At 37.8% G+C, this 15,721-nt stretch carries 16 protein-coding genes; 15 read left to right on the forward strand and 1 reads right to left on the reverse strand.

What is annotated here, in order from left to right; translation table 11 throughout:
* Positions 1-191: 191 nt before the first annotated feature.
* Positions 192-353, reverse strand: coding sequence for a hypothetical protein (locus tag MNY28_RS11110; protein ID WP_346389879.1), 162 nt, complete (start codon positions 351-353; stop codon positions 192-194).
* A gap of 137 nt (positions 354-490) precedes the next feature.
* Between MNY28_RS11110 and bioD the strand changes: the two genes are divergently transcribed.
* From bioD to fliG, 15 genes are read left to right on the forward strand one after another with little or no spacing between them, the layout of a single operon-like run.
* The gene (gene bioD / locus MNY28_RS11115) at positions 491-1,138 is read left to right on the forward strand and encodes a dethiobiotin synthase (protein ID WP_346389880.1); all 648 of its coding nucleotides are present in this window, start codon (positions 491-493) and stop codon (positions 1,136-1,138) included.
* A gap of 21 nt (positions 1,139-1,159) precedes the next feature.
* The gene (locus MNY28_RS11120; RefSeq protein ID WP_346389881.1) at positions 1,160-2,029 is read left to right on the forward strand and encodes an aspartate carbamoyltransferase catalytic subunit; all 870 of its coding nucleotides are present in this window, start codon (positions 1,160-1,162) and stop codon (positions 2,027-2,029) included.
* Positions 2,026-2,964 carry an aminodeoxychorismate synthase component I gene (locus MNY28_RS11125; protein ID WP_346389882.1) on the forward strand — a complete coding sequence of 313 codons (939 nt, stop codon included), beginning with the start codon at positions 2,026-2,028 and terminating at the stop codon, positions 2,962-2,964. The genes MNY28_RS11120 and MNY28_RS11125 overlap by 4 nt, the downstream gene beginning before the upstream one ends.
* Positions 2,961-4,277 carry a HAMP domain-containing sensor histidine kinase gene (locus MNY28_RS11130; protein ID WP_230973299.1) on the forward strand — a complete coding sequence of 439 codons (1,317 nt, stop codon included), beginning with the start codon at positions 2,961-2,963 and terminating at the stop codon, positions 4,275-4,277. The genes MNY28_RS11125 and MNY28_RS11130 overlap by 4 nt, the downstream gene beginning before the upstream one ends.
* Before the next feature lie 57 nt (positions 4,278-4,334).
* Entirely contained in the window at positions 4,335-5,318 is a 984-nt protein-coding gene (locus tag MNY28_RS11135) for a transaldolase (protein ID WP_346389883.1), read from the forward strand.
* Complete coding sequence (locus tag MNY28_RS11140; protein WP_151899793.1) at positions 5,315-6,505, forward strand: PilT/PilU family type 4a pilus ATPase; 1,191 nt, start codon at positions 5,315-5,317, stop codon at positions 6,503-6,505. Before MNY28_RS11135 ends, MNY28_RS11140 begins: the two co-directional genes overlap by 4 nt.
* A gap of 56 nt (positions 6,506-6,561) precedes the next feature.
* Positions 6,562-7,098, forward strand: a complete 537-nt coding sequence (locus MNY28_RS11145; protein ID WP_151899794.1) for a 50S ribosomal protein L25/general stress protein Ctc — start codon at positions 6,562-6,564, stop codon at positions 7,096-7,098.
* A gap of 7 nt (positions 7,099-7,105) precedes the next feature.
* Positions 7,106-7,660 (forward strand): aminoacyl-tRNA hydrolase, encoded by a 555-nt coding sequence (gene pth, locus MNY28_RS11150; protein WP_346389884.1) that lies wholly within the window; start codon positions 7,106-7,108, stop codon positions 7,658-7,660.
* Complete coding sequence (locus MNY28_RS11155; RefSeq protein ID WP_346389885.1) at positions 7,654-8,730, forward strand: LptF/LptG family permease; 1,077 nt, start codon at positions 7,654-7,656, stop codon at positions 8,728-8,730. Before pth ends, MNY28_RS11155 begins: the two co-directional genes overlap by 7 nt.
* Positions 8,731-8,783: 53 nt before the next feature.
* The gene (lysA, locus tag MNY28_RS11160; RefSeq protein WP_188110035.1) at positions 8,784-9,995 is read left to right on the forward strand and encodes a diaminopimelate decarboxylase; all 1,212 of its coding nucleotides are present in this window, start codon (positions 8,784-8,786) and stop codon (positions 9,993-9,995) included.
* Between the two features lies 1 nt (position 9,996).
* On the forward strand, positions 9,997-10,785 hold the full coding sequence (locus MNY28_RS11165; protein ID WP_151899797.1) for an HAD-IIA family hydrolase: 789 nt from the start codon (positions 9,997-9,999) through the stop codon (positions 10,783-10,785).
* Positions 10,785-11,867, forward strand: coding sequence for a prephenate dehydratase (pheA, locus tag MNY28_RS11170; protein ID WP_151899798.1), 1,083 nt, complete (start codon positions 10,785-10,787; stop codon positions 11,865-11,867). The genes MNY28_RS11165 and pheA overlap by 1 nt, the downstream gene beginning before the upstream one ends.
* Positions 11,864-12,958, forward strand: coding sequence for a histidinol-phosphate transaminase (gene hisC / locus MNY28_RS11175; RefSeq protein WP_346389886.1), 1,095 nt, complete (start codon positions 11,864-11,866; stop codon positions 12,956-12,958). The genes pheA and hisC overlap by 4 nt, the downstream gene beginning before the upstream one ends.
* A gap of 19 nt (positions 12,959-12,977) precedes the next feature.
* A complete protein-coding gene (gene fliF, locus MNY28_RS11180) occupies positions 12,978-14,687 on the forward strand; it encodes a flagellar basal-body MS-ring/collar protein FliF (protein ID WP_151899800.1) in 1,710 nt (569 codons plus the stop codon).
* Between the two features lie 2 nt (positions 14,688-14,689).
* Positions 14,690-15,718: a flagellar motor switch protein FliG gene (fliG, locus tag MNY28_RS11185; protein ID WP_151899801.1), complete on the forward strand. Its 1,029-nt coding sequence runs from the start codon at positions 14,690-14,692 to the stop codon at positions 15,716-15,718.
* The last annotated feature ends 3 nt before the right edge of the window (positions 15,719-15,721 follow it).

Raw genomic sequence — 15,721 nt, forward strand, 5'->3', positions numbered from 1 at the left:
GCACTTGCCATTTGGCAGTGTGCTGATGATCATCTGCATATATTTTCATCATTTTTCCAAATATTTACAAACTTCTCTTTAAAAAGATACCCCTGTATATAGTCAACACCCATCTCTTGTGCTATTTTTAAATCATTGCTGTTTTCAATACCTTCACTATAATAGAACCGATATATTCTTTTATCTTCATGCTATACAAGAGACTTTGTGAGTGTATAAATTTTATTTTTTGAAAGATACGGATATCTCATAGAAAGTATTTTAACAATAGGACAAATGAGTTTAACACTTTTGTCATAAGCAGATTGCTGCAGCAGAGTCTGTATTTTTGATTTTAGTATTGTGTCTGACATAAGAAGCCTTTTAATGATAATTAGTATCAATTTTTGAAATTGTAGCATGCTCTTTCTTAAGTATATATTAATATCGATAGTGGTTATCAATATATAGTTTGGTTTTCTATGATATAATTTGAAAAAAGGAAATAGATTTGGCAAAACGTATTTTTGTAACAGCTACCAATACCGATATAGGCAAAACATATACTACAAAACTTCTACTGGAGTCATTTGCTTCGCGAGGTTTGCGTGTAGGTGTGATGAAACCGATAGAAACAGGTGTTGTTGATGGTTTTTATCCTGATGGAAGTGAACTTTTGACATTGGTGCAAAAATTAAATCCGGAGTTTTTGGGTTTACATGTAGAAGATATAGTTCCTGTATCATATGAGCTTCCTGCCGCTCCTTTTGTCGCATCAGGCGGTAAGGCGCTTGATAAGAGCAGATTACATGTAACTGTGCAAAAGCTTGAGAAACTGTGTGATGTATTGATAATCGAAGGGGCGGGCGGATTATATGTGCCTGTGGATGAAAAATATATGATTATTGACCTGATAGCAGAGTTTGAAGCACCCGCACTCTTGGTAACACACTGCTCTTTGGGCTGCATTAATGATACTCTGTTGAGTAAAAAAGCTTTGGAAGATAAAAATATTGCGCATGTAGTTGGATTTAACTGCCGGAATCAAGAGGCTGGTTTTGATAAAATCAGTCGGCCTTATTTTGACAAAAGCGGATTTGGTGTGTTGAAAATTCAAGAGGATATTGACACTATAAGCCAACTCCTGTATAATTTGTAAATTATATAATTTAGGATAAAAATGCAGCATTTAATACGTACTGATGATTTTACAAAAGAAGAGATACAAAGGTTGTTGGCAGATGCAAAAAAATTCAGTGACGGCCGTTTTGAAAGAATTTTAGAAGACAAGATTATTATTACACTTTTTTTTGAAAATTCGACACGGACAAAAAGTTCGTTTGAAATAGCCGCAAAAAGACTCGGTGCTGAAATAGTGCATCTTGATGTTGCAAAAAGTTCTACAAAAAAAGGTGAAACACTTGTAGATACGGCAATGAATCTTGATGCTATGGGACCACATGCCATCATAGTCCGTCATGAAAATGCGGGTGTGCCCCAGATTCTTTCAAAGCATACCAAGGCTAGCATTGTCAATGCCGGCGACGGTGCCCATGCCCATCCTTCTCAGGCGCTTTTGGATTTGTATACACTCAAGGAGCACTTTGGCTCACTTGAAGGAAAAAAAATCGCTATTGTCGGAGATATTAAAAACTCCCGTGTTGCAAACTCAAATATAGAACTTTTAACACGTTTTGGAATGGAGGTGATTTTGGTGGCACCACCGCATTTTCTGCCAAAAACCCGTCTAAGAACAACTCATTATTTGTCAGAGATTATTGACGAGGTGGATGCTATTATGAGTCTTCGTACACAGACAGAGCGACACTCTTCGCAAAGTTACGCTTCGTTAAAAGACTATGCAAGCGATTTTTGTATAACGGAGGAACTCATTGGAGACAGAGAGATTATACTCCTGCACCCGGGACCAGTTCATCGAAATATCGATATCAGTGATGCAATGCTCGAAGATAAGCGTTGCAAGGTCTTGGAGCAGGTGAGTAACGGGGTTAATATACGAATGGCTATACTCAAAAAACTGATTGCATGAGTTTTGAGAAAATAAATGTTTTGGCAAAACAGAAAAAGCCGTTTTTGTTTATAAGTGACTTTAAAGGGGAAGATGTTGAGGTAATTCTTCTTGAAGACCTGGAAAAAGAAGATATAGAGTTCTGTATTAACGAAAAATACAGTTTCAAAAAACATTTGCATACCCTTCAGACTGATCCCATAAAATTTTCAGAGTATAAAAAAAAATTTGATGCTGTTATTGAAAAGATTAAATCAGGCGAGACCTATATCCTCAATCTTACCCAACAGACACCTGTAAAAACAGACCTTACTTTAAAAGAGATGTTCAGGGTGGCAAATGCGCATTATAAACTGCGTTATAAAGATGAGTTTCTCTGCTTTTCTCCTGAAAAATTTATACAAATAGCCGACAATACGATTCATACCTTTCCTATGAAAGGCACTATTGATGCTGCCAAAGTCAATGCCGAGAAAAAAATATTAGCCGATGAAAAAGAGATGGCTGAGCATATTATGATAGTAGATTTGCTCAGAAATGATCTTTCCATGGTCGCTTCTGATGTTACAGTAGAGAGATTTCGTTATATACAGACAATAGAAGCCGGAGAGAAGAAACTTTTACAGATAAGCTCCCATATACGCGGTTCTTTACATGTAAACTGGCAGGAAGAACTCGGTACAATATTGCAAACACTTCTTCCGGCGGGGAGTATAAGCGGTGCACCCAAAAAAAGTACCGTCAATATTATTGAAGATATTGAAGGCTATGCCCGCGGATTTTTCAGTGGAGTATTTGGTGTGTTTGACGGGGACAGCCTGGACAGCGGTGTGATGATACGTTTTATACAAAAGAGTGCCAAGGGGTACTTCTATAAAAGCGGCGGTGGAATTACTTTGGACAGTGATGTACAAAGTGAGTATAAAGAAATGCAGGATAAGATATATTTACCATGAAAAACAAATTGTTAGAGAACTTTTTTACCAGTGGCTGGGATTTTAAAGAAGATGAAAGTGAATTAAAAAATAAATTTCAAATGGTGAATATTGTTTTTTTACTCTCTTTTGCCGGATTGATTTTTGGGATCAGTGCAAATATTCTCAGAGCAACGCCGGCGCTTATTCCTGTAGAAACTGTTTTATTGTTAAGTGCTGTTGGACTCATGTTGGCTTTACGTATCAATAAAAAGTATTTTAAAGTCATATCTTTTTTGATGACTCTGCAGTACAGTATACTGTTTTTACTCCTGGTTTATATGAGCAAGCCTGAAGAATTAAAACATATATGGATTTTTACCTACCCTATTATTCTTCTCTACTTTGGAAGTGACAGGTATGTGTTTTTTTGGGTTGCGGCAATGGTGTTTTTCTTGCTCATCGCACCGCTACAGCCTTTTGTACATGTATCGTATTCTCTGTTTCAGGTGACGTATATCTCTTTTGTGCTTATTCTTGTAAGTATCATTATCTATTTTTATCAAAAGCGTATGAATGAAGCGGCAAGTTTAATCATTGAACAGAAAAATATGCTCAAAAAGCAGCTGGATGAACTGACGAAAAAAGATAAAATATTGTCTGTACAGTCCAAACAGGCGGTTATGGGCGAGATGATAAGCATGATAGCCCACCAATGGCGTCAGCCTCTTTCAACTGTCACCCTCAATATATCAAATTTACAGATAAAACGCCTGTTGGGAAAAGAGATCAGAGAAAAAGAATATGAAACCGCTTTTGAAGAGATAAACAATACTATTGCCTACCTTTCGGCCACGATTGATGATTTTCAAACCTATTTTCATCCCAAAAAAGAGATAAATTCCATAGAGATAAACGAGTTGATACAAAAAGCGATTAATTTTACTAAACCGAGACTCAAAGAAACATATATAAAAATTTTATATATGCAAAAAAACAGTGCAGTTATCAATACATATACCAATGAACTTATTCAGGTACTGTTGAATATTTTAAATAACGCCGTTGATGAACTTATTGCAAGAGAGATTAAAGATCCGAAAATAATTATTCGTGTACAGAACCGGGGAGATGCCTTGCAGTTAGAAATTGAAGATAATGCGGGAGGGATAAAAAAAGAGCATATTGATTCTATTTTTGAACCTTATTTCAGTACAAAAGGCAAGAATGGGACAGGACTTGGCCTTTACATGTCACAAATGATAATGCAAAAACAGTTTCATACAACAATAGAGGTTGAGAGTGAAAATAACAGTACTGTATTTCATTTTACAGTACCAAAGAAACTAGCTTAATTTTAGATTGATTGGGTTATAATAGATTTCAAAAATTACTAAACAGTAGGAATTAAAATGTATATAGAAGATTTGAAGTTTTCATTATGGGCTGATTTTATAGAAAGAGATTACCTGGACAAAGAATTTAAAGAACTTATAGACAAAAAAATAATCAATGGAGCCACTTCGAATCCGGCAATATTTAAGAATGCAATTTTAAGCTCTCCTGCATACAAAGAGCAACTTGCATCACTGGATGCGCTTTCTCCAAAAGAAAAATATGAAGCAGTGGCAATATATGACATACGAAAAGCAGCAGATATTTTAAAACCCTTATACGACAAAGGGGATGACGGATATGTCAGTATAGAAGTTGATCCTTTTTTGTGTGATGACGCACAGGCAAGTGCTGCAGAGGGAAAAAGGCTTTTTAAGGCGATAAACAGAGAAAATGTTATGATAAAAGTTCCGGCCACAGAAGCCGGATATGAAGCGATGCAGGCGTTGACATCTGTTGGAATCCCTGTGAACGCAACATTGATTTTTAAAAAATCCCAAGCCATATACTGTGCGCAGGCTTTTGAAAAAGGAAGTGAAATATATGGCAAAAGCGTGCCTACTGTTATCAGTATTTTTGTCAGCAGAATCGACCGGGCACTTGATATACTCTTAAAAGAAAACGGTATAGAAACAGGATTGACAGGCATATACAATACTTCTGTCATCTATGAAGAGATACAGAGTATGAATGTAGAGGGATGCAGGGCTCTTTTTGCCAGTACCGGAGTAAAAGACGACTCTCTGCCGCCCTATTATTACATCGAAAAACTGTTGGCGTATAACAGTGTCAATACAGCCCCTGTAGATACCATAAAAGCTTTCCATGCGCATAACGGTTCAAAAAAAGCAGCTTTGCCGATTGATAAAAAAATCATTAACAGACATTTCACACAGATAGAAGATACCGGTGTTAAAATGGATGAAGTACTGCAAAAGCAAATTGATGATGGTTTGGAAGCATTTAAAAAAGCATTCCAAGAGATATTGGAGGCATTATGAATACAGAGGTTGATGTCAGTAAGCTGACATTTGAGCAGTTAAAAAAAATACGCCTGCATCTGAAAAAAATGATTGAGGTGGGAGGCAGTGACTTACATGTAAAGGCCAATGCTGTAATTCGGGCAAGGATTAATGGAAATATTGTCCAGTTTTCCGGTGGTATTTTAACAAAAGAGGATGCCCTGATATTTGCAAAAGAACTTTTAAAAGGGCGTTTTGCCGAGTTTGTTGAAAAAAAAGAACTCGATTTGGTATATCCTTATGATGAAAACAATCGTTTCCGTGTCAATATATTTTTTCAGATGGACGGAGTGTCGGCAGTATTTCGTGTGATTCCTATCAAAATTCCTTCATTTGAAGAACTCTATTTACCGGATATTGTCAAAAGTTTTACACAAAGAGAAAGAGGCTTGGTTCTTGTGACGGGTGTGACCGGAAGCGGTAAGTCTACAACACTTGCAGCACTTGTCAATGAGATTAATCTTACTAAGAAAAAGCATATAATTACCATTGAAGATCCGATCGAATTTGTGCACAAGGACAGAAACTGTATCATCAATCAGCGTTCTGTAGGCCAGGATACCCTCTCTTTTGGAACAGCTCTGCGTGCAGCACTTCGTGAAGACCCTGATATTATTCTGGTAGGGGAAATGCGGGATCAGGAGACGATAAACCTTGCCCTGCACGCGGCAGACACCGGTCACCTTGTTTTTTCAACACTGCATACAGTGGATGCGAAAGAGACGATCAACCGTATAATTGCCCAGTTCCCGACAGATGAGCAAAATCGTGTGCGTCTTTCACTTGCAGGTGTTTTGCAGGGAGTAGTTTCTCAAAGGCTGATACCTACTGTAGACGGAAAGCGCCGCGCCGCTCTTGAAGTACTGGTACGGACTCCGACAATTGAAAAACTTATTTTGGAAAACAGAGATTACGAAATTCGTGATGCAATTGAAGCAGGAAAAGAGCATTACAAATCACAAAGTTTTGACCAGGCTATTCTGGATCTCTACAATGAAGGTGTTATTTCCAAAGAAGAAGCGCTTAACAATGCGACGAGTGCTTCTGATGTAGAACTGAAAATGAACGGACTTATAAGCGGGACAATGGCAGATATGGCTGAAGAAAATGAACTGCCAAAAGTTGAAATATCTTCTGACGATGATGATATTTTTGATTTAAAGTAAAGTTTAATCCATAAAACTGTATAATTGCGCCTATTTTAAAAGACAAAGGACTTCATATGTTAGAAGGTATAGTTAGAGAGAGTATTGGCAAAAAGGGCACAAAAGCGCTTCGCCGTGATGGTTATCTAATTGCGAATATTTACGGAAAAGGGCTTGAAAATATCAATGCTGCATTTAAAGAAAATGAGTATATCCGTACTGTTCGTAATAAAAACACATTGGCATTTCCTGTTTCAATTGATGGAAAAGAGATGCAGGTTGTTGTTCAGGCATATGAGTCTCATCCGGTAACAGGAAAACTTTTACATGTAGATTTAATGGTGGCACAGCCAGGTGTTGTAACACACTATATGGTTCCTGTTGAAGCGGTCGGTGATTCAATCGGTGTGAAAAACAAAGGACTTGTAAATATTTCAAAAAGACGTTTGAGAGTCAAAGCAAAGATTGAAGATTTACCAAAAGCAATTACAATTGATGTAACAGATATGGATATTGGCGACGCTAAGCTTATTCGTGACATCGAAGTAACTGAAAATGTACAATTTACAGATGCTGACCGTGTTGCCGTACTAAGTATTATCAAAGCTAAGTAGTAGCAATATGCTTATAGTTGGGCTGGGAAACCCTGGATCCGACTATGAGGCTACACGCCATAATATCGGTTTTATGGTTATAGATGAACTGATTCGTCGTCATAATGCCAGTAAGATTTCCTCCTCATCATTTCAAGGTGAACTCTATAAATTTCAAAATCATTTTTTATTAAAACCATTGACATATATGAATCTTTCCGGAGAATCTGTTGTAAAAGTAAAGCAGTTTTACAAAATCGAAGATGTCGTTGTAATACATGATGATTTGGATCTTCCTTTTGGTGCCTTACGTTTTAAAAAAGGCGGAGGACATGGCGGGCATAACGGTCTTAAATCAATAGATTCAAAAATATCCCGTGAATATGTCAGAGTAAGAATGGGCATAGCAAAACCAGCACATAAGGGAGAAGTGGCCTCTTATGTATTAAGCCCTTTTAGTGCAACAGAACAAAAATGTCTGTCGGGATGGATAGATAAATGTTGTGATGCAGTGGAGTTTTTACTGACACATTCATTGGAAGAGACACGGTGCAAATACTCCCAAAAGGCAATGGAATGTTAGCATTCAGATATATTTCATGGCACTATATAAAATATTTTTTGATTATACTGACAGCTTTGGTTCTGTTTGTTGTCGGTTTTGACTATATGGGCAGTGCTCAGGATTTATCCAAGTCATCGGCAAACCTTATTTTGATTTATCTGGTGTACAAATCATTTTCTGCCATAGATATTTTACTGCCAATTGCACTGGTATTTGGAATGATATCTACAAAAATATATCTTATCCGCTCCAATGCACTTGTTTCATTCTTTTCTTTGGGATATTCAAGAGTAGATGTTTTGCGTCCCTTTGTTCTTGTTTCTACCGCTGTTATTGTTCTGTTTATAGCGCTGCATGCCTGGTCGAATTTTGCCAGAGCAGAAGAGTTTTCCAGAAATATTAAAAAGAATTCGCAATATTTAAGTCCCACACGCGATCTTTTTTTTGCGTACAAGGGAAAGTATATATATTTTTCAAAACTGCTTCCTTTGCAGGAAACTGCGAAGAATATTCGTGTGTTTAGTGTTACAAATGAGTCTTTAAAAGAAGTGGTTGTTGCCAAGTCAGCCAGATACATAGATAACTACTGGTTTATCAGGCAGGCTGACATTATTACAAAGCCTGATGATTTGTCTCTTGCCTCACCCGGAATAAAAGTCACTAAAGCAAAAGATTTGAAAATTTTAGAAGGGTTTCGCCCTAAAATGCTTGACCAGGTATATGAGGGAAAAGTGAACTTTACAATTATAGATGCCGTGGATGCTATGCTTTTACTGAATAAACAAAACATTAATACGGATAATATCAAGTCAGCACTTTATAAAATATTTATCTATCCTTTTTTTGTTCCGTGTCTCATTGTTATAATATTTTTCTTTGTCCCAATGAGTGTACGATTTTTGAATGTTTCTCTTTTTACATTTGGTGCAATCCTGGCAACGTTGCTCACCTGGGGAATTCTCTTTTTTCTGATAAAGCTTGCAAACAATAAAGTGATACCGAGTGAAGTCGGGATAGTTCTTCCTGTTGCGATATTGGCTCTATTGGCCTTTTTTCAGTGGTATAGACACAGAACACTACTGTCTTAGGCACTTCTAAGCACATTTTAGATAAAATCATCTAAAAAATATTTGGAATTTTTATGATTGATTTTAAAGCATTGGCAGATGAGTATGGAACACCCTTGTACGTATATGATTTTGATTATATGTCCGCACAGTATACAGAGTTAAAAGAAGCATTCAGGGGACGTAAGTCTATTATTGCTTATGCAGTAAAAGCAAATTCAAATTTAAGTGTTGTTCGTCATTTTGCAAAAATGGGCAGTGGTGCTGACTGTGTTTCTATCGGTGAAGTGCGTCGTGCTCTTTTGGCAGGAATTCCCGCATATAAAATTATATTTTCTGGTGTCGGCAAAAGTGATGAGGAGATACGTGAAGCGATAGAAAAAGATATTTTATATATCAATGTTGAAAGCGAAGCGGAGCTTGATCGGGTTGAGGCTATTGCAGAGAGACTGGACAAGCCTTCACGCATAAGTATCAGAGTGAATCCCAATATTGACCCGCAGACACATCCTTATATCTCTACCGGACTGCATGACAATAAATTTGGTGTGGATCTCTCAAGTGCTAAACGTATGTATATCAAGGCTAAAAATTCTCAATATTTGGACCCTGTCGGTATTCATTTTCATATAGGCTCACAACTGACACAATTGCAGCCGATAAGAGAGGCTGCCGAAATAGTTGCAGATTTGGTGCGTTCACTGCAGGCTATTGATATAGAGTTGAAGTTTTTTGATGTTGGTGGCGGACTTGGCGTCAAATATGATAATGAAGAGACGATAAAGCCCTATGATTATGCACAGGCCATTCTGGGGACACTCACTGCTCTTGACTTGACAATTTTGTGTGAGCCAGGCAGATTTTTGACGGCAAATGCAGGATACTTTGTGACGAGAGTTCTCTATGAAAAACAAAATGGTGATAAAAAATTTGTTGTTGTTGACGGTGCAATGAATGATCTGCTGCGTCCGTCACTCTATAATGCATATCATAAGATAGAAGCAATTACAGACAATAATGGTCCGGTGAGAGAAGTAGACATAGTCGGTCCGGTGTGTGAAAGCGGTGACTTTTTTGCGAAAAACTATCCTCTGCCGGAGCTAAAGAGAAATGATTTGCTTGTGATTCACAGTGCCGGTGCCTATGGATTTGGAATGGGGAGCAATTACAATACACGTGGACGAAGTGCGGAAGTCGCTGTTGAAAACTCCAAAGCAAGACTTATCAGAAAAAGAGAGTGCTTTGAAGATCTTATCTGTCTAGAACAAGAATTTTTAGTAGACTAAAATGTATTTTATAGATGTGCAGGGAACGCTTATCAGTGATGAAGACAAATCTCCAATAGATGGAAGCAGGGAGTTTATACAAATGCTCAATCGTGAGCATATTCCTTATATGATCATAACAAATAATACAAAAAAAGCATCACAGAATTTTTTGGCATATCTAAACAGACTGGGTTTTGAATTTGACGCGACAAAGTACCTTGATCCTTTAATGCTTCTGGAATCCCGTGTCGAAAAAGAGGCTGTGGCTGCATATGGTGCAAAAGAGTTTTTACAAACACTGCAAAGCATGGGATACAAACTTGACTACACAAACCCCAAAACCGTACTGATTGCCATAAAAGAGGATTTTTCTGCGGATGAATATGCACAAATGATAGATTTTTTACTTGATGGTGCGAAACTTGTCGGTATGCATGAGACATCTATTTATGCAAAAAACAACAGGCGCTACCCTGGAGTAGGTGCGATTTTGAAGATGCTTGAATTCGCGACAAGCTGTTCTTATGATGTTGTAGGCAAACCAAGTCAGGCATTTTACAATGAAGCACTTAAAAGAATTAAAAGACAAAATCCTGCCGCAGATTTTCAAAACATAACTATTATCAGTGATGATGTAAAAGGTGATTTGGGCGGAGCAAAAGAGCTTGGTATGAAAACACTCTTTGTAACAAGCGGAAAATATAAAAGTGCCGAGGAAATTGTCCCTTTTTTAAAAGAAGCAAATATCCCCGATTTTATATATAAAAATATGCAGGATATTTTAATCCGCCACAAGATGGAGCAATAATGAAAACTTTAGATGACTGTAGAGAAGCGATAGATGCGATCGACAATGAGATGCTTACACTGTTGAATAAGCGTATGAAAGTTGTCCAGAGAGTCGGAGAAATCAAAAAAGAGACCGGTGGCGCAATCTATAGACCAGAACGTGAAAAAGCAATTATTGACAGACTGGTTTCTTTGAATGAAAAAGAGGGCGGACTGTTAAATAACAAAGCAATAGAAGCAATATTTTTAGAAATTTTTGCTGTGGCAAGAAATTTGGAACTGCCGGAACGTATAGCTTATTTGGGGCCTGAAGGGAGTTTTACGCATCAGGCGGCTGAAAGCCGTTTTGGGGCTATGAGTGACTATCTTTCGTTAAATTCTATCGCTTCTGTATTTAAAACACTTGAATCCGGCCGTGCCAAATTTGCAGTTGTGCCTATTGAAAATTCTCGTGACGGAATTGTTGGAGAGACACTTGATCTGCTTGCAAAAAGTCCTATGAAAATTGTTGCAGAACTTTATATGCCGATTCACATGTCTTTTGCAACAAAGGCGGAAAAACTTGAGGATATTACAAAAATCTACTCAAAAGACAAAGGCTTTGGGCAGTGTCGGGAATTTTTAAATGAACATGGTTTGATCAATGTTGAACTGATCCCGGTAGAATCGACGGCAAAAGCAGCCATTTTGGCGGCACGTGAGCCAAATTCGGCTGCAATATGTTCTCATATTGCAGCAAAACTGTATGGACTTCCTACTCTGTTTGAAAATATTGAAGATGCCATAGACAATACAACGCGTTTCGTCATTTTAAGTGATTTTAAAAATTCTGTCAGCGAGAATGATAAAACTTCTATACTGGTACGATTAAAAGACGCTGTTGAAGCTGGTTCTCTGGTGCGTTTTTTACAGGATTTTGAAGAAGAGAAGATAAATCTTTCAAAAATTGAGTCTCGTCCCTCAAGAGACAAAGGTGGTTTTGGCTACTGGTTTTATATAGACTTTTATGGTCATATAGATGAGGAAAAGATTCAAAAAGTCATACAGAAACATAAAGACGAAGTCACTTGGCTTGGAAGTTACGTAAAGGGTGAAGAGTGAAATTTAATAAAAAACTACAAAATATCAAAACTTATGAGGCGGGCAAGCCTATAGAACTTGTCGTACGTGAATTCGGCATAGAACCAAAAGATATTGTAAAACTTGCTTCAAATGAAAATCCGTATGGATGCTCCCCCAAAGTACAAAGTGCCGTGGCAAAAATTCTACCGAATATGGCACTTTATCCTGATGACAGTATGCTTAAACTCAAAAATGCGTTAACAAAAAAATATGCAACAGAGCACAAAAATCTTATTATCGGCAGCGGAAGTGACCAGGTTATAGAATTTATTATGCATGCAAAAGCTGATGAAAATTCCAAAATACTGATGAACAGTGTGACTTTCGCAATGTATGAGATTTATGCGAAACATGTCGGGGCAGAGATTGTGAGAACTGCATCACAGGAGCATGATTTAGATGAATTTTATGAGCTTTATAAAGAGACAAATCCTGCGATAATTTTTTTGTGCACACCGAATAACCCGACAGGGGATGCAATAGATGCAGACAAATTGATGAAGTTTATAGAAAAAATCGACAATGATACTTTGGTTGTTGTAGACGGTGCCTATATGGAATATGCTGCATATAAAGACAAAAGTAAAAAAATCATGCCTCAAGAGTTGGTTGAAAAATTTGAAAATGTCATTTATCTGGGTACTTTTTCAAAAGCCTACGGACTTGGAGGCATGCGTGTCGGGTATGGTATTTCGTCAGAAAATATTATAAAAGAACTGTATAAACTGAGACCGCCTTTTAACATAACGACATTGTCGCTTGAAGCTGCCAGTGTTGCACTTGAAGATGAGGAATTTGTAAATAATTGTATCGCTTTAAATTTCCAGGAGATGAAACGCTATGAAGAGTTTGCAAATGAGCAAAAAATAGATATAATAGAGAGTTATACAAACTTTGTTACTTTATGCCTGAATAACACACAAAATTCGACAGAAATTTCTAATGCTTTATTGCGTAAAGGAATGATAGTACGGGATTTAAGTGGTTATGGGTTGAATGCAATTCGTGTAACTGTCGGAACAAAAGAGCAAAACAGCCGTTTTTTTGAACTTGCATCACTGTTATTATAAAATTTAAGATGGGAAGTTGATGGATTTTAAAGTACTTTTTTCGCAATTATCAGTTTTGTATGCAAAACTTACAAAACAGCAAAAAATGATTATAGCAGCTGCTGTAATAGGTATTGTTGCTTTTTTGATTTTTTTAGTTGTTTTTACTGCTAAAAAAACCTCACTTGACAGATATGAAGTACTTTTTGATTCTCTGACACCCTCTGAAGCTGCAAAAGTTGTAGAACAGCTTGACAAAGATAATATTCCTTATAAAATTGAAGCAAACAATGTTATCAAAGTGCCTCGTGATATTGTGTACAAAGAGAGGATTTCTATTGCCTCTTTGGGTATTCCAAAAAACAGAGGCGTGGGATTTGAACTTTTTGACAAACAGGAATTCGGTGCTACAAATTTTGATCAAAAAATCAAGCATCTGCGCGCATTGGAAGGTGAACTCTCCCGTACTATCAGTGCACTTTCACCTGTAGAAAAAGCAACAGTGAGCCTTGCTCTGCCGAAAGAGACTCTTTTTGTCTCCAAACAGGTTGATCCGACAGCCTCTGTAATGGTGCAGCTGGTTGAGGGAAGGATGCTTACTTCCAAGCAAATCAGGGGAATTAAAAATCTTGTCGCAGCAGCTGTGCCAAAACTAAAACCTTCTAATGTAATGTTGATTGACAGTGACGGCGTAACACTTGGTGATGACGATGAAATGGCGCAGATGAGTGAACTCTCTATTGCTCAGCAAAAATATAAAATAAAAGAAGAGAAAAAAAAGCAGGAAAAAATCATTGATGTTATCGCACCTTTTGTAGGCGGCAGTGACAAGGTTGTGGCACAGGTAACCATAGAATTTGATTTTTCACAAAAAAACTCTACTTCCGAAAAATATGATCCTGAAAATGTTGTGCGAAGCGAACAGGTTAATGAAGAAAAAAGAGAAGGAAGTGCCCCAAAAGAAGTCGGAGGCGTTCCTGGAACGGTAAGCAACATTGGTCCGGTACAGGGACTTGCCTCAAATAAAATGGTGGAGAAATATTCAAAAAACTCCGGCACAACGAATTATGAAGTCGGAAAAACCGTCAGCACTACAAAGAGTCAGTTTGCAAGAATCAAAAGGATAACGGCTGCAGTTGTCGTTGACGGAAAATACAAACCAAAACTGGACAAAGAGGGGAATCCAACTGATGAGATGGAGTATGTGCCTTTGGATGCTGCGGACATAAATGCCTTAACCTCTCTTGCCAGTCGTTCTATCGGTATTGATCCTAAAAGAGGCGATCAAATCAGTGTACAAAATTTGCAGTTTGAAAGAGCATCTGTAAGCGGAGGGGCTCAGGGAGTCAACAAAGCTATTGCATTCAGTGAAACATATTTGGCTCCATTTTCCGGTTTGCTGAAATATCTGTTTGTGTTTATCCTGTTGTTTGTTTTGTACAAAAAAGTCATTGCTCCGTTTGCGGATAAGATGCTTGAAGTGTCAAAAGAAGAAGAAGAACTTGTTGCGCCTTCACTGGAACTGGATGAAGAAGAGGGCGATGATTTGGTCGAAAAAGTACAAAAAATGCGTAAAAAAGTTGAAGAGCAACTTGGTATGGGAAGTAATTTTAATGAAGATGACCTCAAACATGAGGTTATCCTGGAAAAAGTAAAAACTATGGCGGAGGATAGACCTGAAGAGGTGGCTTCTTTGCTGGAGGCTCTTTTGAGTGAAGAGTCTGAAGTTCCATCTAAAGAGAGGAAGTAAGTATGGCTACTTTAACACAGCAGCAACAGGCCGCACTTGATGAAATGAGTATGGCAGAAAAAATTGCCATACTTCTGCTGCAGTTGGGTGAAGACGCAACAGCGGCAATATTTTCAAATATGGGTGTTGAGGCTATTACTGAAATATCAAAATATATTGCAGCAAACAGAACTATTGACAAGGCAATAGCAACTGCTGTTTTAGAAGAGTTTCATGCGATATTTCAGTCGGGTCAGTATATGACATCAGGCGGTATGGAGTATGCAAGAGAACTGCTCTACAGAACACTCGGTCCCGAAGAGGCAAAAAAGATTTTAGACAAACTCTCAAAAAGCATGCAAAATACACAAAACTTTGCCTATCTTTCAAAAATCAAACCACAACAGCTTTCAGACTTTATTATCAATGAACATCCACAGACAATTGCTTTGATTTTGGCACATATGGACCCTACTGAGGCTGCCGACACATTGCAGTATTTTCCGGATGATTTGCGAAGTGAAGTTGCGATGCGTATGGCAAAACTCGGAGACATTTCCCCTTCGGTTATCAAACGGGTTTCTGCTGTTCTTGAATCAAAACTTGAATCGCTTGCTTCTTATAAAGTAGAAGTTGGCGGAACACGTGCGGTTGCAGATATCTTTAACCGCCTTGGTGCAAAAAGCTCTAAAGCGACTTTGGCAAATATTGAGCAGGTCGATGAAGAGTTGGCAACACAGATTAAAGAGATGATGTTTACTTTTGAAGATATTGTGACTTTGGACAAGAATTCTATTGCAGAGATTTTAAAGGCTGTAGACAAAGCAGAATTGATGTTGGCACTCAAATCTGCTCCGGAAGAGTTAAAAGAGAAGTTTTTCTCTGCAATGAGTGAGCGGGCTCGAGAAGCCTTTGAAGAAGAGATGCAGTTCCTCGGAGCAGTCAAAATGAAAGATGTTGAGGCGGCTCAGAGAAAAATTGTGGAAGTGGTCAATCAGTTGGCTGAAGCGGGAACTATCCAAATGGGCTCCAGCGAAGAGATGATAGAGTAAAAA

This window comes from Sulfurimonas sp. NWX367 (assembly GCF_039667065.1).
Lineage (GTDB): Bacteria > Campylobacterota > Campylobacteria > Campylobacterales > Sulfurimonadaceae > Sulfurimonas > Sulfurimonas hydrogeniphila.